The sequence below is a fragment of the Bacillus sp. EKM202B genome (assembly GCF_011066025.1).
Lineage (GTDB): Bacteria > Bacillota > Bacilli > Bacillales > Bacillaceae_G > Bacillus_A > Bacillus_A toyonensis.
Genome location: NZ_JAAMNK010000007.1, coordinates 37429 through 58533, shown reverse-complemented (window position 1 = coordinate 58533; position 21105 = coordinate 37429). Strand labels below are relative to the sequence as shown.

The following is a 21105-nucleotide window of genomic DNA, read 5'->3' as shown; positions in this document are numbered from 1 at the left end:
GATGAACATCATAACTATGGATACAATTTATTATGTATTAGGTATAATCGTTGCCTTTATCGCTGTGCGTATCGCATTCGATCGTGAACATCCAAACCGATTCGGTTCTAGCTTATTTTGGGCATTATTCGCAGTTACATTTTTATTCGGAAATGTAATACCTTCGTTTTACGTTGGGTGTATCGTGCTCGCTATGGTCGTGTTAGCTTCATTGAATAAAGTAACAAAATCTCAGGAGAAAGAAGTACCTGTACAAGAACGTGTGAAACATGCTGAGAAATTAAAAAATAAAATTTTCATGCCTGCACTTTTAATTCCTATTTTTACAATTATCGGTACGTTAACGTTAGGGAAAATCAAATGGGGAAATGTATCCCTTGTAGATCCAGATAAAGTAACGTTAGTTGCATTAGCGTTAGGAGCATTACTCGCATTCGTTGCGGCGATGCGTATTACAAAATCGAAAATAACGACGCCTGTTCAAGAAGGAAGTAGATTATTACAAGCTGTTGGTTGGGCAGTTATTTTACCACAAATGTTAGCAGCACTTGGCGGCATTTTTGCGAAGTCTGGTGTTGGACAAGTCGTTTCTGATTTAGTTGGAAAAGTGTTACCGACAGAATATCCATTCGTTGCTGTTATGGCGTACTGTTTAGGAATGATGCTTTTCACAGTTGTAATGGGGAATGCATTCGCAGCGTTTGCAGTAATCACTGGCGGAATCGGATTACCTTTAATTGTTCAAATGCACGGCGGGAATCCAGCGATTATGGCCGCACTCGGCATGTTTGCTGGATATTGCGGAACACTGCTTACGCCAATGGCAGCAAACTTTAATATCGTTCCAGCAATGCTTTTAGAGTTAAAAGATAAAAATGCTGTTATTAAAGCGCAAGTACCCATCGCGCTTTCAATCTTTATCATAAATATGTTTATTATGTACGGCTTAGTATATCGTTTCTAATTAGGAGGGAAAACGATGAAAACAGTATTATTAACAGGGTTCGATCCGTTCGGCGGAGAAAGTATCAATCCAGCTTGGGAAGTCGCAAAAAGCTTACATGAAAAAACAATCGGAGAGTACAAGATTATAAGTAAACAAGTTCCAACTGTATTTCATAAATCAATAAAAGTTTTAAAAGAATATATAGAAGAACTGTCGCCGGAAATGATTATATGTATCGGACAAGCTGGGGGTAGACCAGATATTACGATAGAGCGTGTCGCAATTAATATTGATGATGCAAGAATTGCTGACAATGAAGGGAATCAGCCGGTGGATGTACCGGTTGTTGAGGAAGGACCTGCTGCCTATTGGTCCACGCTCCCAATGAAAGCAATCGTAAAAAAACTTCGCGAAGAAGGCATACCGTCATCTGTTTCACAAACGGCAGGTACATTCGTTTGTAATCACTTATTCTATGGACTTATGTATGAACTAGAAAAACATGATATGAAAATAAAAGGCGGATTCATTCACATTCCGTTCTTACCAGAACAAGCGAGTAGCTACCCGGGGCAACCGAGTATGTCACTTTCTACTATTAGTAAAGGGGTAGAGTTGGCAATCGAAGTAACGACGGAAGTAGAGGTAGATATTGTAGAAATTGGGGGCGCGACGCATTAAGTAAAGTGAAATGTACAACACCTCCTGTAAACAACTGGTATAATAAGTATAGGAATATACATAGAGGTGATTTTTGTGCAATTTGAAGAAGTTCGTTCAATTTTAGAAAAAGCGAAGAAAATTACTGTATTAACAGGCGCAGGAGCCAGTACAGAAAGTGGCATCCCAGATTTCCGTTCAGCAAATGGGTTGTATGCTGATGTGAATGTGGAGATGTACTTATCGAGAGGGTACTATAACAGAAGTCCGAAAGAGTTTTGGAAGCATTATAAAGAAATATTTCAAATTAATACGTTTCATCAATATAAAGCTAATCGTGGACATCGCTTTTTAGCTGAGCTAGAAGAACAAGGAAAAGATATAACAATTTTAACGCAAAATATCGACGGTTTACATCAATTAGGTGGTAGTAAACATGTCATTGATTTACACGGAACACTTCAAACAGCACATTGTCCGAAGTGTAAAACGGGTTATGATTTACAATATATGATTGATCATGAAGTACCGCGCTGCGAGAAGTGTAATTTCATTTTAAATCCAGATGTTGTTTTATACGGAGATACACTGCCGCAATATCAAAATGCGATTACACGTTTATATGAAACAGATGTGTTTCTCGTTATGGGAACGTCATTAAAAGTACAGCCTGTCGCATCTTTCCCGGAAATTGCAAAGAGGGAAATTGGAGCAACAACCATTTTAGTAAATGAAGAGTTAACAGGGCAGGAATATAACTTTGATTTTGTTTTTCGACAAAAGATTGGTGAATTTGTTGAAGGGTTATCTTCAAATAAATAAGTTATCGTAAAAAAACTGAGGTGCAATGTATCTACCTCAGTTTTTTGTATTCATGATATTGTATTGCAAGGGGAATGGTAATAAATAGGATGTAAAATCCGAAAACTGAAAATTAAATCTTTTCTTTCTTTTGTAACTAATATAAAATTCTATATATATCATATAAATAAATTTGATACATAATGAGTTATCCCGTTATTTGCGAGCAGTAAGACTCCCATCTGAAAAATTCGGCACAGGCGAAGAAGTTAGGTGGAAGGGAAGATTACCTGCTTGTAAAAGCCCGATTGCTGTGGGCTAATAAACAGAGAACCACTCTGTTTAAAGTTTCAATTTATGCGTAGAAGTTAATAGAATGAAGCGAGGGAGCGAAATGAGACAGAACAAGGAAAAAAAGAAACAGCCGAAAAAGAAAAAGACTCATATTCCATTTCGGTTAAATGTACTATTTTTTATCGTCTTTCTTTTATTTTCAGCTATTATTATTCAACTAGGTAAAGTGCAAATCATTGATGGAGAAACGTATCGAAATGAAGTGAATAAAAAGGAAGATGTGACGGTGAGCACGCCTGTTCCTAGAGGGAAAATGTTTGATCGAGAAGGCAAAGTGATTGTAAATAACAAACCGCTACGAACCGTTACATATACGAAAATGAAAGGAGTAGACTCGAAAGAAGTTTTAAAAGTAGCGAGAGAGTTAGCAGGGCTAATTGAAATGTCGCAAGAGGATATGGATAAGTTAACAGAGACAGATAAAAAAGATTTTTGGATGCAGTTAAATGAAAAAAGGGCTGCAGAAAAAGTAACGAAAGCAGAAGAGAGTAAATTTAGGAAGCAGGAAATAGAAGGGAAAGAATTAGATAAAAAAGTAGAAGAGTTGCGTCGGGAGAGAATTACACAAGAAGAATTAAAGGAGCTTTCAAAAGATGATTTAGAAGTATTAGCAATTAAAAGTAAAATGAATACGGGATATAAAATGACGCCGCAAATCGTTAAAAAAGATGTAAGTCAAAATGAATATGCAATCGTTAGTGAAAGATTAGCAAGCTTGCCGGGGGTAGATACGACAGTAGATTGGGAACGTGAATATCCAAATGATAAAATCCTTCGTTCTATACTTGGTAGCGTTTCTAATGAAAATGAGGGATTGCCAAGAGAACAATTAGAGTATTATTTAGTTCGTGATTACAACCGAAATGATCGTATTGGTAAGAGTTACATCGAAAAGCAATACGAAGATGCATTACATGGAATGAAAGAACAATCTAGAAATATTACAGATAAAGCAGGGAATATTATTCGGACTGAAAAAGTGACTGAAGGAAAAAGTGGAAATAACTTAATGTTAACGGTTGATATGGATTTGCAAAAAAAGGTAGAGGAAAGTCTTGAAAAAAATTTACGAGCGTTTCATTCTTCAGAACCGATGATGGATCGTGCTTTCGTTGTAATGATGAATCCGAAAAACGGTCAAATTTTATCAATGGCAGGAAAGAAAATTGTAAATAAAGATGGCGTGATGCAAATAGAAGACTACGCATTAGGGACGATGACAAGTTCCTATGAGTTAGGATCAACTGTGAAAGGGGCTACTTTATTATCTGGATACCAAGCAGAAGCGATTAAACCGTTTACGCATTTCTTTGATGCGCCAATGTACTTTAAAGGAAGTACTAAGCCGAAAAAATCATGGAAAGATTTTGGTGATATTGATGATTTAAGAGCTTTACAAGTTTCGTCGAACGTTTATATGTTTAATACAGCATTAAAAATGGCGGGGATTAATTATGTGCCAAACAATCCGTTAGATATTAAACAAGAGACATTTAATAAAATGCGTTACTATTTTAGACAATTTGGTTTAGGTGTATCGACTGGTATTGACTTGCCAAATGAATCAATTGGTCAAATGGGTAGAACTGATAATATACCAGGCTTTTTACTTGATTATGCAATTGGACAATATGATACATATACACCGCTACAGCTTGCTCAATATATTTCAACAATTGCAAATGGCGGTTACCGAATGAAACCACAAATTGTGCAAGAAATTAGAGAGCAGCCAAACCGCCCAGAGGATGTCGGAAAAGTTATTCGATCAATTGAACCGGTTGTTTTAAATCGAGTGGATATGGACACGTCATACATTAATCATGTAAAAGAAGGGTTTAGAAGAGTTTTTCAAGAAGCTGACGGAACAGGTACAGGAACGTTTAAAGGCTTACCGTATAAACCAGCTGGAAAAACAGGAACAGCTGAGACGGTATATGGTGGAGAAAGTGATATTGGAAGAGATGAGAACTATAACCGGAAAAAATGTTATAATTTAACTCTTGCCGGCTATGCGCCATATGATGTTGATCCGGAAGTAGCTTTTTCAGTTGTTGTACCATGGGTGAATAATGATAAATCAGGGGTTAATTCCGCGATTGGTAAAGAAATTTTGGATGCGTATTTTGACTTGAAAGCGAAAAGATCAAATGCAAATTCAGTCCCGGTAGAACAGCCGAACAAGGCCCAGTAAAAATAATATCACTGCACAGGAATATATTGTGCAGTGATATATTTTTTGAGTTATTTTATAAGGTGGGAATGGATATGAAAGAGGAGATTAAGAGAGGTTGGGGGAAGTACATACTATTTATACTTGTTATGGTAATAGCCTATCATTCTTTTACGTTATGTAAGGTAGAAGGGAAATCCATGCAGCCGACTTTAAATGAAGAAGACTACGTATTTGTAAATAAAGCAGCAGTACATTTTTCTAACATACAGCACGGGGAAATTGTCATTATTAAAGAAGAGGACGAATCGAAATATTATGTGAAAAGGGTAATAGGGCTACCTGGTGACGTAATTAACATAACGAATGGAACTGTATATGTAAATGATAAAAAACAAGTAGAGCCGTATACAAATAAAGATTTATTCAACAATACACAAGTATTTTACAATTTCCAAAAGACAAAGATTCCACCAAATAAGCTATTTGTCATGGGAGATAACCGTGAACTTAGTAGGGATAGTCGCAATGGCTTAGGATATATTGAAGAAGATAACGTGATAGGAAAAGTAGAATTTGTGTATTATCCTTTTTCAAAAATGAAAATTATAGAATAAGTGGGGAATTCATAAAGCCCCACTTATTAAAGTTTCACTTTATTTTCTTTAAAAAACCTTTTGGATTAAAAGATATGAAAAATTTATGTTTAGATTCATCGATTATGAAATTGTTATTTTTAGCTAAAAACTCTTCCACGGCTTCCATCGGGCCAGGGCCCCAATCTGGAAGGAGAGGATTTCCGTTAATACATGTATCCTCTACAATAATGTAACTACCAGTGGTTACAATAGATTTATAAAGTAAGAGTTCTTTTGATACATGTTCTTTACTATGATCAGAATCTAAAATAACTAAAATCACATCATCAGGTTTGCGCATACTTACTATTGTTTGGACGGCCTGCACAGAAACAGAAGATGCTGTTAAATACGTAATCCGATTATGTGATGGCCGATTTGGCTGCGGAGTTATATCGATAGTAAGTACGTGACCTTTTCCGATTAAATCTAACATAGAAGCTAAATACAGTGCACTACCACCATGAAAAGTCCCGCATTCAATAATTAAATCGGGCTTTAATTCATAAATGATTTCTTGATACAAAAAGAGATCAGAGGGAAGTTTGCAGATGGGAACACCGAACCAGTAGGTATCTTTTAACCAAACGTGGCTGTCGTAATACTGTTTTAAAAATTCACTGCTTGTAGTATCGATTTTAAATGCTCCTTTCTAAAAAGGATTCTTTCGTTTGACGTAAAGTATTTACGTATGAAAGTTGTACTATATATTATGTGATAAGGAATTGTAAGGCGAGTGTTTTCACTTGAAAATAAGCAAAATAACTCATGTGGAAAATCAATTGCTTACAAAAGAAGGTGTAATTGAAAGGAAATGATAGTATGTATACATACACAATTTGCTTCATTAGAAAAGGAAATAAAATACTCTTACTAAATAGAAATAAAAAGCCGAATATGGGAATGTGGAATGGTGTTGGGGGAAAAATTGAAGATAATGAAACGCCATATGAAGGAATAATTAGAGAAACGCTTGAGGAAACGGGCATAGATCTCCAAAGTGTAACGTATAAGGGGAATGTTGGTTTTAAAGATAAAGACGAGCCTCTGGCTAGTGAAGGAATGTATGTATTCCTTGCTGATTTGCCAGAGGGAGTACAAATGGATACATCGTTAAGTACTGATGAAGGTATATTAGAGTGGAAGGAAATTGGATGGATATTAGATGAGAATAATAGAGGTGTAGTTAGTAATTTACCAAAATACTTACCGCTAATATTAACAGAAGAAAATATGTTAGAGCATATATTCACGTACGATAACCGGAATATTATTAATTACACAACTGCATTTTTGACAGAAGATGATGCGAACAAACGATATGAAAAACAACTCGTTTCTCAATAGAAGATAGGATGAAAAACTACACTTATACTTTAGTTGAAAAAATATATATGTTAGGTGATTACATGCTGAAAAAATATACTTTATTAGCCAAAGTTGTAACACAAACTTTCGTTACTTAAATTAAAACAAAAAAGAGATGGCATATCCATCTCTTTTTTGTTTTCGTATGCTCCATGATTAGTTGCGAATCGCTTTAATGATAAAGCGATGTTGCTTCACATCAAAATAGCCTTTTTGCAACATAATCTCATGTATGCGATATAATTCCTCATAATACCTTTCGACAGTAAAATCAGGAATTTGCCACGGAATCGCTTTTAAATAATAGACGATAGCGCCAATATCATAAAAGCGTTGAAGAGGGAATTCTTCCTTTGCATCTAAAATAGTAAATCCATTTTCCTTTAGCTCATTACAGGCAGTTTCGATTGACCAACTTGCAAATTCGCTATTTAGTGGTGTGCCAAACTGCTTATTAAGTTCTGCGCAATCAAGACCACCAGCTTGTTGTGTAAGAAATATTCCATTAGGAGAAAGGATTCGGTTTACCTCAGAAGCAGCATAGGATTCATGTTGGTTCACAATTAAATCAAATTGAGCATCTTGAAGCGGTAGGGCAGCATCATCCTTTACTTCTACAACAATAACCCCTAAAGGCTCTAATTTCTTTCGGGAAATTGGCACGTTTGGAGCGTAGCCCTCAGTAGCATAAATAGTTGGCGGGAACGGTTGTAACATAGATAAAAGCTCTCCACCGCCAGTGCCCATATCTAGCATTGATTTTGCGTGTTGTATAAGCTGGAAAGCAGTGCTACCGTACGACCACGATAAAGGCTCACTTTTCATTCGACCCGTTTCTGAAATGAAAGAAAAATCCCAGCCGCTAAAATTTGTATTTGCACTGTCTAATAAAGTTAAAAATAATGGATCACGTTTCATAATTGTACCCTCCTATTTTGTAAATGAATGATATGATGAGAAAAGTAAAAAGGAGGACCTCTTATAAAAGTGAAACGGATTTACGTTTCGTGTTCGAATAGATGCATATAAATTCGCTCCTTGCGAGAATGATTATTTATATATTCGGGATTTTTGAGTGGAATTCCTTTGAAATATAAAGAGAAGGTAGATATTTAATGAAAAATTGGATTGAGTTTACAGATAAAGAGTACGATCGAATTTGGGATAAAGTATATAGTGACTATGAATTTTCACCAAGTGTTTCAATATTTCCATCGTTTAAAGTACCAGGACCGTTTATCACATATGACATCTCTCATTATTTTGGAGAATCGGTAGATTTAAATGTATATGATGAACTTGAAGAAAAAGCATTAAAAGTTTTCAAAGAGAATACAGCATTGAATGAATATATGATGGCACTAGATTGGCAACATGAGTGTTATTGGGTAAATCCACACTTAGAGTTTGAAAGAAATGAATTTTATGAGTGGCGTATACCAATATTTCCGAATGGTGATTACTATTTCTTTATTCAGAAAGACTTTAAGTGGGGGTATTTAGGCCATCCTTGGGAGAAGAGTATAACGATATTTGGAAAAGAAATAATAGAGAGTTTTAAACAAAATAAACCGGAAATGTTTCAAAATATTTTAAGGCAGGGATAATGTTTTAAAGAGAAAAAACGCTTATACTTCATTCTTGAAGCATAAGCGTTTTTGTTTTGGCCGTTTTCATTTAAAAATACTTAAAAATAAAAATCTTTTGGTAAAGTACCATTTTTTATCACCGTTCTTAACCCATGTTTTATAATCCAAGGGTTAACAGGATGCTGTTTATCACGTAATTGCTGCAACCATTGAAAAACGAGTTCTTTATCTTCCTTCGTAATATCGTTAATATGATTGGCTACAGATTTTTGAACATACTTAGAAGGGTCATTCATTAATGGTTCAAGAAGCTGTAAATTGTTCTTAAAGTTACCTTTTAGAGCTCCTGTTTTTTTTGCCCAAGGAAGTCTTGGTCTTGTACCTTCAGAAATTAGTCTCCTAATGTGGCTGTTTTCGTCATGAATCCACTGTTGTAAAATATTTAGTGTGTCTTCATGGTACGTTTCAAGAAAAGGCCGAATGGCATATTCAGCAGTATTCCTTTTTGTTATTTCATACATTGCGTGGAATGAGGAGTCAAAATCGTTAAGCCCATATTTTTCAACGTATTTTGCGATAGGCATGTACATATAGCCGTTTGTAAATGTACCTACTTCTGTTGTATTTTCTGGTCCCAATGTTTTCAGTAATATATGTATTGCTTCATTAAAATCTTTTTGTAAAGCATTGTGTAATTCATCTGCTATTACTTCAATCCGTTGCTTTAACTCTAAACCTTCAACTTTACATGTTACGGAGGCTATAAAGTTTTTTTTAGAGAAAGTAGAATCGTGTTTACAAATAGAATCAGCCATTTTTTCTGCTAATTCATCATTAAATAAAAATTTTAATGGAACGTATTTACCCATTTTTCCACCTCATTGGTCAGTTGAAAATAATTTTTATTTTTTAATCGACAATCCATAAACTAACGTCTCACTAGGAGTCGTAATACTAAAACCAGTCGTCTTATAATCAAGTTTCACTGTATCACCAGTGTAATCTTTCGTGAATGAGTCCATTTGTACAATAAGCATTTCATCCTCATATACAATATCATCTGCATTGTATGTATCCCAAACTAAATCAACATCAACGAAAATGCTACAAGAGTTTGTCATTGTTCCTCTAATGCGAATGATCTTTTTATCTTCACGTTCTAATCTATGTATAGCTGCCTTTGCTTCATCAGTAATACGAATGTTCATTGTATCCCAACCTTTATTTTTATTTCTTTTATTATTGCAAAAACAAAAGAAATAGGGAAGTAAAGAGAATTGTAAAAAAACGAGCAAACAAAATTGTTTGCTCGCTCTACTTTATTTTAGTTCACATTTATCAAGTGGAATCACTTTTGTTTTCTTTGTAAATTTATATCCTAACCATAGTACTAAGAAGAGCGGTAAACCGATGTAAGAAACGAGTACGCCGTTCCAATCGATTGATTCACCCATAAATGCGCCGTAGTTTTGTCCTAAAATTACGATGACGCAAAGTGTAAATGCGAAGATTGGACCGAATGGGAACCATTTTGCTCTATATGGTAAGTCTTTTAAATCTTTTCCTTGTGCGATATATGCTTTACGGAAGCGGTAATGACTAATTGCAATACCAACCCATGCGATAAAGCCAGACATACCAGAAGCGTTTAATAACCAAATATATACAACACCGTCACCGAATAAAGAAGCGATGAAAGCGACGCTACCAACTACTGATGTTGCGATTAGAGCGTTAACAGGTACACCACGGCTATCTAATTTGCCTAAAAACTTCGGTGCTTTTCCTTGACGAGCTAAATCCCAAAGCATACGAGTTGATGCGTACATGCCAGAGTTACCAGCAGATAAAACTGCCGTTAAAATAACAGCGTTCATAACAGAAGCAGCAAAGGCAACGCCCGCTTTTTCAAATACAAGTGTAAATGGACTTACTGTAACATCACTTGCTGCAAGACTTTCAGTTGTATAAGGAATTAATAAACCGATAACGAGAATTGCAAGGATATAGAATAAAAGAATGCGCCAAAAGATCGAACGAATTGCTTTTGGGATATTGCGTTCTGGATCAGACGTTTCACCAGCAGCTACACCTAATAATTCAGTTCCTTGGAAGGAGAAACCAGCAGCCATAAATACACCGATAATTGCCATGATACCGCCGTTAAATGGAGCATCTGCAACAGTGAAGTTTTTAAAGCCGACAGATTCGCCGCCCATAACTCCAAAAATCATCATGAAGCCGACAACTAAGAAGATAATAATAGTAACTACTTTAATAAGTGCGAACCAATATTCAGATTCACCAAAACCTTTAACAGATAAATAGTTTAAGAGAAAAATAATAGCTAAGCATAATCCACTCCAAATGAGGGAAGGGGTATCAGGGAACCAAAATTTCATAATTAATGTTACGGCCGCTAGTTCTGCCGCAATTGTAATCGCCCAGTTATACCAATAGTTCCACCCAAGTGCAAAGCCAAGTGATGGATCAACAAATTTTGTTGCATACGTGCTAAAAGATCCAGTAACAGGCATGTAAGCTGCAAGTTCAGCTAAGCTTGTCATTAAGAAATACACCATAATTCCAATTGCGGCGTATGCGATTAGTGCACCGCCAGGACCAGCTGAATGGATTACACCACCGCTGGCAAGAAATAGTCCGGTACCGATTGTACCACCGAGAGAAATCATCGTAAGGTGACGAGATTTTAATCCGCGTTTTAATTCACCTTGTCCTTGTGTAGTTTGCGTTTTAGAGGTAGATTGATTTGTTGCGCTATTCATGTTCAACACTCCTTTTCTTGTAGGTTAGGAAGGAGCGGGGGAGAAAAATACAAAAAACCGCCAAAGGAATTAGGCGGAACGTTTCACAAATAACCACCCCATCATACCCTTCCGTTAAGATAGCACCCCACGTTTACACGGTAATTTTGTAAACGTGACAGTTCTGTTCCTTTCGGAGACAGCCCCAGCTCATACTTCCAGAGAAGAAATACAAACTTCGGCAACTTTTCCTTTCAAACGGAGTCAGTGACATTCTCTGTGTCTCGTCCGTTTTACTTTTAAAAGTCGCAACCTCTACCTCATCGGATTGATGAGGATTTATATATTGCTAAGATATTTAATATATGGCAATTGTAATGAGTTTCTGAATATATTGCAAGGAATTTTGTTAGGGAAAGTCAAAAAATATCGGTTATTGTATAGGAAACGCTTGCATAACTCCACCCGAACCTACTATTATGTAGCAATAAACAAAGAAAAAATTGTTATACAAATGTTTCGCAAAAAATAATGAAAAACCCTTTAAAATTAAAAGAAAATTCAGAAAATATAATTCGACATAAGGATTGAAGGGTATCACTTCTTTTATTTTGTTCTAAAGAAAAAACATATGTGCAAATTAAAAGATTGAATATTCTTTCTTTTTTGTAGTAAAATTGAAGTACTGTTTAATTAAAAAGGGGACATCGTTATGAAATTAGAAACAGAAAGATTACATATTATCCCGTGTACGGAAGAATGGGTTCAGATTGCGAAGAATCAAGGATACAATAGCGGCCCGCATATTGCAGGGCATGTAGAAAGTGTAAAACAAGACGCAGCTTTATTACCTTGGGGTGCGTGGTATGTCATTCGAAAAGAAGATGACATCGTACTAGGGGATATAGGATTTAAAGGGAAACCGAACGAGAAACGTACAGTAGAAATTGGTTACGGTTTTATTGAGAAATATTGGAATAAAGGGTATGCTACAGAATCTGTAGATGAATTAATAAAGTGGGCTTTCCAGACAGGAAAGGTAGATACAATTATTGCGGAGACACTCCTTGAAAATGGTAGTTCGATTCGTGTATTAGAGAAATTACATATGAAGAGAGTAGATACAACAGATACGATGATTAATTGGAAAATAGAAAAATAAAAAATACCGCTCGATATAGTTCGAGCGGTATTTTTTATCATTATGGTAGCATTTGTTTTTGATCTTTCGGATAGCCGCCTGTTGATGGGTTAGAACGATTGGAATGATTACGGACAGCAATGAAAATAGAAATAATAACGACAAGACCAACTGCCACGTAAGAAAGCGAAATAATAGTTGGATCCACTTTAAATGTTGTAAGTAGTGTACGAATATTCGTAAAGATAATAAGGCCACCAACTAATACCCCAAGTAAATGAGGTGGAACGATACGTACTAACCATGCGGCAATTGGAGCTGCGACAATACCGCCAAGCATTAAGGCGAATACCCAAACCCAGCTTACTTGTTCCCAGCCAAGTGAGATGAAGAAACCAATTGTTGCAGCGAGCGAAACAGGAAACTCACTCGTATCTACAGATCCAATAACTTTTCTAGCTTCATTTCCTCTTGCTAGCAGTACAGGTGTCGTAATTGGACCCCAGCCACCGCCACCAGTTGAATCGACGAATCCAGCGAATAAGCCGAGTGGCACAAGTTGTTTGGCAGACATGCGCTTTTTGGAAGTAACAATTTGTTTTTGAATAATGAATCGTAATAAAATATAAACGCCTAAAGTGAATAAAAATATTGAAATGTACGGTTTAATCACATCGCCAGGTAAATTACTTAAAAAACATGCCCCAACAAATGCCCCAATTGCTCCGGGTAATGTTAATCTGGAAACTGTATATTTATCAACGTTTCCAAATTTGATGTGCGATGCACCAGAAGCTGCGGTTGTAACGACTTCAGCTAAGTGAACAGATGCGGATGCTACAGCTGGTGCAATACCAAACATTAATAATAGTGAGGTAGATGTTACCCCATACGCCATTCCAAGTGCCCCATCAATCAATTGAGCGAAAAATCCAATAATAGCAAAGACAATTAATTTCTGCATAAATAATCCCCCTGTAATAATAAATGAAAAAAGCACTTTTCCCGTATGAGAAAAGTGCCTTTGGTTTTTCCAATCAGCAATAATTAAATTTGTTTCATTATAATGCATATTAATCGTATAAGTCAACTAGGTTTTGAAGTTTTTTGAATTGAATGAAAGAAAAATAAAATATACAATAAAAGGATGGAGAGAAAGGGGAGAAGGACTATGTTACGATTTGATCATCTCGTTCACGCAGTGCCTTGTACACCGAAGGAAGCAGCAAAACAAATGCAAGCGAGTGGTTTTCATACGGTATTAGGCGGAGAGCATACTACTTGGGGAACTTGGAATAGTTTATGTTATTTTGATTTATCATACATAGAATTTTTAGCTGTGCAGCATGAAGAAAAAGCGAAAGAAGCAGAAAATCCATTAGTACAAGAAACGGTGGTGAAATTACAAAATGGAGAAGGAATGCTACAAATTGCAATTCGAACAGATGCCATTGAAGAATTAGCAGATAAATTTAGTAAATACGGTTTACAAACAATAGGACCATTTGAAGGGAAACGTATGAGAAAAGATGGTCGGCTTTTAGAATGGAAAATGTTATTTGTAAAGCAAGAAGAAAGCGGGCCGAGATTACCTTTTTTTATACAGTGGAATGAAACCGATGAAGAAAGAAGAAACGACTTACGCAACATAGGGACGATCACGGAACATAAAAACAAAGTGCAACACATTGAAGTGATCCATTATGCAGTGAAAAATGTTCGAGACACAGTGCGAAAGTGGAAAGAAGTAATGGGGCTAACTGCAAGTTCAGTCACAAAAAATGAAAAATGGAATGCTGAGTGCCAAAGTGTAGCGTTTGGTGACATTCATGTACAGTTTTGTGAACCGATTGGGGAAGGGCTAGTGAAAGAACACTTGATTAGGAATGGTGAATATCCTTTTGCAGTGGAGTTTAAAGGGGAGAATAAACGAGAGTATGAAGTGTTAGGTAGTTTGTACATATATGAATAGAGGGGATGTTTTGGAAGAAATAGTAAGAGAGCTAGAAAGAAAACTAGAGTGGCCCTGTATTGTAAAATGTATAGCCATTACAAAAGGTTTTTCGCATGAGGAAAAATATAAAATTGAACTAGAGAATCGTGAAACGTATTTTGTAAAAGTGTGTGATTCTGCTAATTATGAACGAAAACTAGAAGAATATACGTATATGAAACAAATAGAGTTATTACATATTCCAACGCCCAAGTTAATTCATTTTATAAAACTTGAAGAATTAAATAAATGTGTTCAAGTATTTGAATGGATTGACGGAGTAAATGGTGAAGAGAGCTTACGGAAGTTATCGGTGGAAGAACAGTATGATGTAGGAAGAAAAGCAGGAGAAGTATTAAGGAGAATTCACTCAATTGAAAGAGAAAGTGCAAGTAATAAATGGGAAACATTTAGATGGAATACATACGAAAGATACATAGAGGCACTAGCAGACTACGAGGTGAATTTTCTGGATTTGAAGCCAGTATTAACCTTTGTAGAAAACCATAAAGACTTATTAAAAAATCGTCCAATCACATTTTTACACGATGATTTCCATCCAGCAAATAGTATGATTCATAACAAGGAGTTTATCGTTATCGATTTTGGTGGATATGATTTTGGCGATCCAATACACGATTTTTATAATGTAGCGATTTTTACTACAAGAATAAGCAAACCATTTGCGGTTGGACAAGTTCACGGTTATTGCGGAGGCGAACCGTCACTTCACTTTTGGCAGCTGTACTCCTTATATGCAGCAATGACATTCCCGGCTGATATCGTTTGGACAAACCGAAGCACACCGCACCTAGTAGATGATATGAAGGAAAGACTAAATGGAATTTTAGAAGAACATAATCATTTTTCGTCCTATGTTCCAAGATGGTATCAATCCTATCATATAGATATAATGAAAAGTAAATAACGGAGGGATTCATTTGGATAAAATAGCGGTAATTTCAGATATTCATGGTAATATTCCGGCATTAGAATCTGTGCTGAAAGATATTAAATTAAGAGGAATCGAGCGCATTATTTGTCTTGGAGATTTAGTAGGAAAAGGCCCTCATTCAAGCGAAGTAATTGAAATCATTCGTAAAGAATGCGAAGGCGTTGTAATGGGGAATTGGGATGATTTCATTACAAAACCGACTGAATTTGAAGCATTAAAATGGCATCAAAAACAATTATCAGAAGAACAAAATGACTATTTAAGAAGCTTACCATTTTCGATTGAATTTTTTATGAGCGGAAAACTCATTCGTATGTTTCACGCTTCACCGAGAAGTTTATATGAAAGAATTCAACCACACGCTTCAAGAGAAGAACGTATTAGTATGTTCGAAAATAGTGATCTGACGGAAAATATAGAAGGGGAAAGAAAACCAGATGTCGTTTGCTATGGTGACGTTCACCAAGCGTTCGTTCAAAACTTCAGAGGGAAAACGTTATGTAACGCTGGTAGTGTAGGAAATCCTCTTGAAATTACACAAGCATCCTATTTAATCTTTGAAGGAACGTACAATGAAAAAGAAGCCGCAAGCTTTTCTATTCAACTCGTACGTGTACCGTATGATATTGAATTAGCTATCAGACTAGCAGAAGAACTCGATATGCCAGAAATTGAAGAATACAAACAAGAATTACGGACTGCATTGTATCGAGGGTTTAAGGGGAAGTAAGAAATATGTAAAGCAATAAAACTATATCAACGTTTTGACAAATAGTATCGACTTACCTACAAATAGTGATCAAACGTGTTTAATGTAATTGTATTATGTGAACTGAATTAGGGAGGGAAGATAATGATTCGCCAAAAACGAATGAAAGAAATCGCTAATCATATTTTAAAGTTAAACTTAACGCATCCAATAAGAGTGGGAGTAAGTGGTATTACAGCTTCAGGAAAAACAACATTTGCAAACGAACTAGCAGAGGAAATGAAAAAACGGGGAGTACCAGTAACACGCGCAAGCATTGATGATTTTCATAACCTAAGAGCGATTCGTTATGCACAAGGTAAAGAATCGGCAAGAGGATATTATGAAGATGCACACGATTATTCGGCTTTTAAAGAAAGATTATTAATGCCTTTAGGGCCAAATGGGAATTTACAGTATGAAACGATTTCTCATAATTTAAAAACGGACCTACCTGTACAAAATGCGCCGTTAGTGGCTCCGCCAAATATGGTGTTAATAGTAGACGGAACGTTTTTATTGAAAAAAGACGTGGAACATTTATTTGATTATAAAATTTTTATAGATACAGATTTTGAGATTGCGAGAAAACGTGGTGCAGAGCGCGAGACGGAGGCTTTTGGAAGTTATGAGAAAGCAGAGAAGATGTTTTTGAATAGGTATCATGCGGCCTGTAAGATGTATATAGATGAGCATAATCCGAAAGAGTGTGTAGATGTTGTATTTGAAAATAGTAAATTTGATGATCCGGTAGTTCTATTTAAAAGACATTAATACAGTTTATATAGGAGGAATGAGCATTTGTTTAGATGGTTTCAAAAAAATAATAAAGTGAATGAATAGGAGGAGGGACAATATTTAGAAATCAAAAATGAACAGATTAATGAACAATTAAAACAAAAAATAATGGAACTAGAGAGTATAAGTGAAGACATTTGCAGTAAGTATCAAAAAATATATGAAGAACGTTTTGCGCAAAATGGTAAATTGAATTTGAAGCTGTCAATTAAAAGAGATATAGACGGTGATGAATTAGAAGAACTAACATCTAATAATTGTTTAGAGTATGAATATAGATCAGAAATTAATTTTGAATATGATGCTTCAAAATTATGGGAAGTCTGTACTATTTCGCTTTGGTACTATTACCAAGGATATCGAAAAAGTAGTAGCATAGGAACACTTTATAGCGGAACGATTAATGAATTAGAAGAAGAAGTTAAAGTAACATTGGAAGAACTGTTACATAGTGAAGATAATTAATGATTCCATTTTATATTGCGTTAAGAATGGGTTTAATTTTATGATACTAATAGGGAATAATTTAGGAAGAGAAATTTAAAGGGGATAAAAAAATGACAGAAGTACTAGAACTAAAAGAAGAACTACTACAAATTAAAAATAATAATTATGCAGTGCCAGAAGACGTAGATGCATATCCATATGCGCAGTGGATGCTAGATTATATCGGATCACCTGATGCTGAACTGCGTGATGATTTGATATATAGTACGCTTCACAAATGGATTACAAATGATGTATTTAGACAAAAAGAGTTACGAGGATTAATGCTGCAAGCAATTAGTCCTGATTATTTATTTTATAAAATTGGTGAAAAGGGAACAGACTCTGTTTTTAAACGTGCATTCTCCGTATTAATCCCGCCACTTATTTTATCTGTTCATGAAAGAGAATCATTGTTATCTGAAGAACAACTGTACAGTGTGGCAGAACAAGTACTAGAATATGTGTATTTAGAAGAAGATGTAAGAGGCTACATAGAAGGAAAAGGCTGGGCACATTCTACAGCGCATGCGGCTGATGCGCTAGATGCTTTAGCACGTACAATACGAAATCGTGAGTTTTCATATGCAATACTAGCTGCCGTTCGTCAGAAGGTACGATTGAATGATTACGTATATGTACACTTTGAGGATGAGAGATTAGTAAAGCCAATTATGTCTTTACGTGACCAAAATCTTTTAACCGAAGAAGAGTGGAGCAATTGGCTACATAGTATAGCAACTGTTGAAGACAGCCGACATCCACAGCATGCTATTTTAGTACAAAATATTAGAACTTTCCTAAGAAGTTTATATTTCATAGCTTTAGAGAAAGAGGGAAGCAATGCCTTTACAGATGATATATTGGAGACTTTGAAGGAAGCACGTAGGTATTAAAAAGGTCCATACTTAGAAAAAATAAGTAGATATTAATATTGAAAAATTTATTAGAAATTTATTTTTACATTGTACCCTTTCAGTATAGGCTGAAAGGGGTGTCAAATGAAAAAAATATTGAAGATAGGAAAGATAATATTTTTTGTTTGTATTAGTATGATTTTTCTTGGAACTGGCGCTGTATTCATATATCATAACTATCAATTAAAAATGGAATCGAAATTAATGAACAATAAAGGTGAACTTATTAATTTCAATAATAAAAAAGTGAATGTTTATAATGAGGGGAGCGGGGAGGAGACGTTTGTATTTATGGCCGGATCTGGAATTGCCGCTCCTGTGTATGAATTGAAAGGCTTATATAGTGAATTTTCAAAAGAAAACAAGATTTCTGTAATTGAGAGAGCTGGTTATGGATACAGTGATGTTTTTCAAGATGATAGAGATATTGATACGATATTAGAACAAACGAGAGAAGCGCTTATTCGAAGTGGAAATAAACCACCTTACATTTTAATACCACACTCTCTATCGGGTATAGAGGCTATTTATTGGGCACAAAAATATCCAAGTGAAGTAAAAGGGATTATTGCGTTAGATATTGGTTTACCTAAACAGTACGTAACTCATAAAATAGGTATGGTTGATTCATTAAAAATAAAAGGGATGAATATTTTAACGAAAATTGGTTTTCAGAGATTAGCTCCCTCTATTACTTATAATCCCGAAGTCATTCGTCAATCCTTTTTAAACGAACAGGAAAAAGATATTTATAAAGCGCTTACGTATAAGAGGGCTTTTAATGATGATATGAAGCAAGAACTTTTACAAAGCTACAATAACGGTAAAAAATCAAATTCTTTATCGATCCCAAAAGAAACACCTATGTTATTTATAGATGCGATTGCTAGGCAATATAAAGATTCGAAGTATACAAAGCAAAAAAACGAAGATTATAAGGAGTTTGCTAGCAAGTTATTAATAGCTGATGTAAAAATAATTGAAGGTACACATAGTATTTATTTATATGCTCCTGATGAAATATACAAAATTGCTATGGATTTTGTTAAGAATAAAGTAGTGAAGAACTAAACAATTGTAACTTTAGCGATGAAAGGCTTACATAATGAAAGTATATAACATATTAATTGTTGAAGACGATTTGATTATAGGAGATTTATTACAAAAAATTTTACAGCGTGAGAAGTATAATGTGTGTTGGGAGAAAGAGGGAAGGAAAGTTCTTGATATAATTCATGAAATAGATTTAGTCGTAATGGATGTTATGTTACCAGGCGAAGATGGTTATCAAATTACAAAGAAAATAAAAAATCTAGGATTAAATATTCCAATTATATTTCTATCAGCAAGGAATGATATGGATAGTAAACTAAAAGGTTTGACTATTGGAGAAGAATACATGATAAAACCTTTTGACCCTAGAGAGTTGTTGTTAAGGATTCAGAAAATGTTAGATAATCAATATGGTACGTTCACGCAAATTAACCATTTATTTATAGATGCAGAATATAAAAGAGTTTTTATTAATGATTTGCGTAATGAAGTTGCTTTTACAGCAATTGAACGAAAAATATTCTTCTATTTATATGAAAATAGAGATAGAACTTTATCTAAAGAACACTTCTATGATTACCTATGGAAACTCGAAGATAGAAATCAAAATATCATGAACGTACATATAAAGAAAATCAGAACCAAAATTGATGATAAAACAGGTGATATTATTCAAAATATTTATGGAGAAGGGTATAGACTAAATACCTATATGAAGAAATGAACTTAAAGAAAAAATATCAGTTACTACTATTCTCCGCTATTGTTAGCGTACCTCTGTTATTGTTGTCGATTAGTATTTTTGTATCAGTTATTTATAATGTTGCCTTTAAAACTAAAAATCAGAACATTCCTTTTCACGAATCCTTTGCATATCCTACTATGTTAATCATATTTTTATTATTACTATTAGTATTAGCTTTTGTATTTTCAAAATCGATAAACTCATTATTAAATAAAATTAATGTATTAAATCAAACGATTCGAGATTTAGCTAGTGATAAAAAAATCCCTAATATAATAGATGTCAAAAGTGATGATGAGATGGGAGAACTGATTAGGTCAGTAAACCTGCTTATAGAAAGAACAACTTATCGAGAATTAGAACTACAACAACAGGAACAAATAAAAAAAGAGCTATTAAATAAATTACGGCATGATATTAATACACCCTTAACTGCAGTTAGATTACAATTATATTATTTAGAAGGCGAATACAAAGCACAAGCGCCAGTACTTGAATCACTGTATGAGCAGATACAATATATAAGTGATTTAACTAACGAATTTAATATTCAATCTACAGAGACCTTAGAGAATACTTATATTGTGAATGATGAAGTGAATATACATAATTTAATAGAAAATATGATTAAAAAATGGAGCTATTTGTATAGCATTCATAAAATTGAATTAGTATATAATCCACAAGATAAAGAGTTGATATGGAATAGTAATGAGTTATGGATTCAAAGGTTATTTGATAATATTTTTCAAAATGTCCTTAAACATTCAAAAGCTAAAAAACTCAAAATTATTATAGATGAAGATATTGTTTCCTTTAGAGATAATGGGATTGGGTTTGATATAAATAGTAAAGGTACAGGACTTGGTTTGAAAAATATTGCAGATATATCAAAGATGTTCGATATAAAATACACTTTACAATCAAATAGTGAGGGTACTATGTTTTCATTTGAAAATACAAAAGTTTAGAGCA

Annotated in this window: 22 protein-coding genes, 1 pseudogene and 1 riboswitch; of the genes and pseudogenes, 17 read left to right on the top strand and 6 right to left on the bottom strand. The window is 34.7% G+C overall.

The genetic code is table 11. The features are described from left to right. Position 1 precedes the first annotated feature (1 nt). The 5 genes from G9F74_RS11240 to lepB all read left to right on the top strand — a co-directional run bounded on the left by G9F74_RS11240 (position 2) and on the right by lepB (position 5551). Positions 2-964, top strand: a complete 963-nt coding sequence (locus tag G9F74_RS11240; protein ID WP_001021667.1) for a DUF979 domain-containing protein — start codon at positions 2-4, stop codon at positions 962-964. Positions 965-979: 15 nt separating this feature from the next. Next, entirely contained in the window at positions 980-1627 is a 648-nt protein-coding gene (gene pcp / locus G9F74_RS11235) for a pyroglutamyl-peptidase I (RefSeq protein WP_000859721.1), read from the top strand. A 75-nt stretch (positions 1628-1702) separates the two neighbouring features. Then, positions 1703-2428, top strand: a complete 726-nt coding sequence (locus tag G9F74_RS11230; protein WP_001159151.1) for an NAD-dependent protein deacylase — start codon at positions 1703-1705, stop codon at positions 2426-2428. 373 nt (positions 2429-2801) lie between these two features. Continuing rightward, positions 2802-4955, top strand: a complete 2154-nt coding sequence (locus G9F74_RS11225) for a peptidoglycan D,D-transpeptidase FtsI family protein (RefSeq protein ID WP_016108698.1) — start codon at positions 2802-2804, stop codon at positions 4953-4955. A 74-nt stretch (positions 4956-5029) separates the two neighbouring features. Continuing rightward, complete coding sequence (gene lepB, locus G9F74_RS11220; protein ID WP_000656825.1) at positions 5030-5551, top strand: signal peptidase I; 522 nt, start codon at positions 5030-5032, stop codon at positions 5549-5551. Between the two features lie 34 nt (positions 5552-5585). Here the strand turns inward: lepB and G9F74_RS11215 are convergent, their stop codons facing one another. Continuing rightward, on the bottom strand, positions 5586-6209 hold the full coding sequence (locus G9F74_RS11215) for a cephalosporin hydroxylase family protein (RefSeq protein ID WP_073990597.1): 624 nt from the start codon (positions 6207-6209) through the stop codon (positions 5586-5588). Between the two features lie 185 nt (positions 6210-6394). Between G9F74_RS11215 and G9F74_RS11210 the strand changes: the two genes are divergently transcribed. Beyond that, positions 6395-6919 (top strand): NUDIX hydrolase, encoded by a 525-nt coding sequence (locus G9F74_RS11210; RefSeq protein WP_033668593.1) that lies wholly within the window; start codon positions 6395-6397, stop codon positions 6917-6919. Between the two features lie 177 nt (positions 6920-7096). Here the strand turns inward: G9F74_RS11210 and G9F74_RS11205 are convergent, their stop codons facing one another. After that, positions 7097-7858 (bottom strand): class I SAM-dependent methyltransferase, encoded by a 762-nt coding sequence (locus G9F74_RS11205; protein WP_016108696.1) that lies wholly within the window; start codon positions 7856-7858, stop codon positions 7097-7099. 197 nt (positions 7859-8055) lie between these two features. Here G9F74_RS11205 and G9F74_RS11200 point away from each other — a divergent pair, with 197 nt between their 5' ends. Next, positions 8056-8547 carry a DUF2716 domain-containing protein gene (locus tag G9F74_RS11200; protein WP_000800378.1) on the top strand — a complete coding sequence of 164 codons (492 nt, stop codon included), beginning with the start codon at positions 8056-8058 and terminating at the stop codon, positions 8545-8547. An 80-nt stretch (positions 8548-8627) separates the two neighbouring features. Here G9F74_RS11200 and G9F74_RS11195 read toward each other — a convergent pair whose 3' ends face one another. The 3 genes from G9F74_RS11195 to G9F74_RS11185 form a co-directional block, all read right to left on the bottom strand. After that, a complete protein-coding gene (locus G9F74_RS11195; RefSeq protein ID WP_000521685.1) occupies positions 8628-9398 on the bottom strand; it encodes a DNA alkylation repair protein in 771 nt (256 codons plus the stop codon). Positions 9399-9431: 33 nt separating this feature from the next. Further along, a complete protein-coding gene (locus tag G9F74_RS11190; RefSeq protein WP_001026186.1) occupies positions 9432-9737 on the bottom strand; it encodes an iron-sulfur cluster biosynthesis family protein in 306 nt (101 codons plus the stop codon). Between the two features lie 111 nt (positions 9738-9848). Next, positions 9849-11315 carry an amino acid permease gene (locus tag G9F74_RS11185; protein ID WP_016108695.1) on the bottom strand — a complete coding sequence of 489 codons (1467 nt, stop codon included), beginning with the start codon at positions 11313-11315 and terminating at the stop codon, positions 9849-9851. 112 nt (positions 11316-11427) lie between these two features. Beyond that, positions 11428-11620, bottom strand: a riboswitch (Lysine riboswitch). Positions 11621-12006: 386 nt separating this feature from the next. On the opposite strand from G9F74_RS11185, the gene G9F74_RS11180 reads away from it, so the two are divergent. Continuing rightward, positions 12007-12456, top strand: a complete 450-nt coding sequence (locus G9F74_RS11180) for a GNAT family N-acetyltransferase (protein ID WP_000764587.1) — start codon at positions 12007-12009, stop codon at positions 12454-12456. Between the two features lie 40 nt (positions 12457-12496). Here G9F74_RS11180 and G9F74_RS11175 read toward each other — a convergent pair whose 3' ends face one another. After that, on the bottom strand, positions 12497-13507 hold the full coding sequence (locus G9F74_RS11175; protein WP_142308366.1) for a sulfite exporter TauE/SafE family protein: 1011 nt from the start codon (positions 13505-13507) through the stop codon (positions 12497-12499). A 99-nt stretch (positions 13508-13606) separates the two neighbouring features. Between G9F74_RS11175 and G9F74_RS11170 the strand changes: the two genes are divergently transcribed. The 9 genes and pseudogenes from G9F74_RS11170 to G9F74_RS11130 all read left to right on the top strand — a co-directional run bounded on the left by G9F74_RS11170 (position 13607) and on the right by G9F74_RS11130 (position 21101). After that, the gene (locus G9F74_RS11170) at positions 13607-14407 is read left to right on the top strand and encodes a VOC family protein (RefSeq protein ID WP_000943366.1); all 801 of its coding nucleotides are present in this window, start codon (positions 13607-13609) and stop codon (positions 14405-14407) included. 10 nt (positions 14408-14417) lie between these two features. Next, a complete protein-coding gene (locus G9F74_RS11165; RefSeq protein WP_016108693.1) occupies positions 14418-15356 on the top strand; it encodes an aminoglycoside phosphotransferase family protein in 939 nt (312 codons plus the stop codon). Positions 15357-15369: 13 nt separating this feature from the next. Beyond that, the gene (locus G9F74_RS11160) at positions 15370-16113 is read left to right on the top strand and encodes a metallophosphoesterase family protein (protein WP_000357624.1); all 744 of its coding nucleotides are present in this window, start codon (positions 15370-15372) and stop codon (positions 16111-16113) included. A 123-nt stretch (positions 16114-16236) separates the two neighbouring features. Next, the gene (locus tag G9F74_RS11155) at positions 16237-16905 is read left to right on the top strand and encodes a nucleoside/nucleotide kinase family protein (protein WP_016108692.1); all 669 of its coding nucleotides are present in this window, start codon (positions 16237-16239) and stop codon (positions 16903-16905) included. A gap of 27 nt (positions 16906-16932) precedes the next feature. After that, positions 16933-17394: pseudogene (locus G9F74_RS11150) on the top strand (hypothetical protein). Between the two features lie 92 nt (positions 17395-17486). Next, on the top strand, positions 17487-18311 hold the full coding sequence (locus tag G9F74_RS11145) for a DUF2785 domain-containing protein (protein WP_016108690.1): 825 nt from the start codon (positions 17487-17489) through the stop codon (positions 18309-18311). Between the two features lie 105 nt (positions 18312-18416). After that, the gene (locus G9F74_RS11140) at positions 18417-19403 is read left to right on the top strand and encodes an alpha/beta fold hydrolase (protein ID WP_016108689.1); all 987 of its coding nucleotides are present in this window, start codon (positions 18417-18419) and stop codon (positions 19401-19403) included. 34 nt (positions 19404-19437) lie between these two features. Continuing rightward, positions 19438-20109 carry a response regulator transcription factor gene (locus G9F74_RS11135; RefSeq protein ID WP_016108688.1) on the top strand — a complete coding sequence of 224 codons (672 nt, stop codon included), beginning with the start codon at positions 19438-19440 and terminating at the stop codon, positions 20107-20109. Next, positions 20106-21101 (top strand): sensor histidine kinase, encoded by a 996-nt coding sequence (locus G9F74_RS11130; protein WP_016108687.1) that lies wholly within the window; start codon positions 20106-20108, stop codon positions 21099-21101. The genes G9F74_RS11135 and G9F74_RS11130 overlap by 4 nt, the downstream gene beginning before the upstream one ends. Positions 21102-21105: the final 4 nt, after the last annotated feature.

Bases quoted from the DNA above. Each gene is read 5' to 3' on its own strand.
- G9F74_RS11240 (WP_001021667.1), top strand. From the start codon at position 2: ATGAACATCATAACTATGGATACAATTTATTATGTATTAGGTATAATC.
- pcp (WP_000859721.1), top strand. From the start codon at position 980: ATGAAAACAGTATTATTAACAGGGTTCGATCCGTTCGGCGGAGAAAGT.
- G9F74_RS11225 (WP_016108698.1), top strand. From the start codon at position 2,802: ATGAGACAGAACAAGGAAAAAAAGAAACAGCCGAAAAAGAAAAAGACT.
- lepB (WP_000656825.1), top strand. From the start codon at position 5,030: ATGAAAGAGGAGATTAAGAGAGGTTGGGGGAAGTACATACTATTTATA.
- G9F74_RS11210 (WP_033668593.1), top strand. From the start codon at position 6,395: ATGTATACATACACAATTTGCTTCATTAGAAAAGGAAATAAAATACTC.
- G9F74_RS11205 (WP_016108696.1), bottom strand. From the start codon at position 7,858: ATGAAACGTGATCCATTATTTTTAACTTTATTAGACAGTGCAAATACA.
- G9F74_RS11200 (WP_000800378.1), top strand. From the start codon at position 8,056: ATGAAAAATTGGATTGAGTTTACAGATAAAGAGTACGATCGAATTTGG.
- G9F74_RS11195 (WP_000521685.1), bottom strand. From the start codon at position 9,398: ATGGGTAAATACGTTCCATTAAAATTTTTATTTAATGATGAATTAGCA.
- G9F74_RS11190 (WP_001026186.1), bottom strand. From the start codon at position 9,737: ATGAACATTCGTATTACTGATGAAGCAAAGGCAGCTATACATAGATTA.
- G9F74_RS11185 (WP_016108695.1), bottom strand. From the start codon at position 11,315: ATGAATAGCGCAACAAATCAATCTACCTCTAAAACGCAAACTACACAA.
- G9F74_RS11180 (WP_000764587.1), top strand. From the start codon at position 12,007: ATGAAATTAGAAACAGAAAGATTACATATTATCCCGTGTACGGAAGAA.
- G9F74_RS11175 (WP_142308366.1), bottom strand. From the start codon at position 13,507: ATGCATTATAATGAAACAAATTTAATTATTGCTGATTGGAAAAACCAA.
- G9F74_RS11170 (WP_000943366.1), top strand. From the start codon at position 13,607: ATGTTACGATTTGATCATCTCGTTCACGCAGTGCCTTGTACACCGAAG.
- G9F74_RS11155 (WP_016108692.1), top strand. From the start codon at position 16,237: ATGATTCGCCAAAAACGAATGAAAGAAATCGCTAATCATATTTTAAAG.
- G9F74_RS11145 (WP_016108690.1), top strand. From the start codon at position 17,487: ATGACAGAAGTACTAGAACTAAAAGAAGAACTACTACAAATTAAAAAT.
- G9F74_RS11140 (WP_016108689.1), top strand. From the start codon at position 18,417: ATGAAAAAAATATTGAAGATAGGAAAGATAATATTTTTTGTTTGTATT.
- G9F74_RS11135 (WP_016108688.1), top strand. From the start codon at position 19,438: ATGAAAGTATATAACATATTAATTGTTGAAGACGATTTGATTATAGGA.
- G9F74_RS11130 (WP_016108687.1), top strand. From the start codon at position 20,106: ATGAACTTAAAGAAAAAATATCAGTTACTACTATTCTCCGCTATTGTT.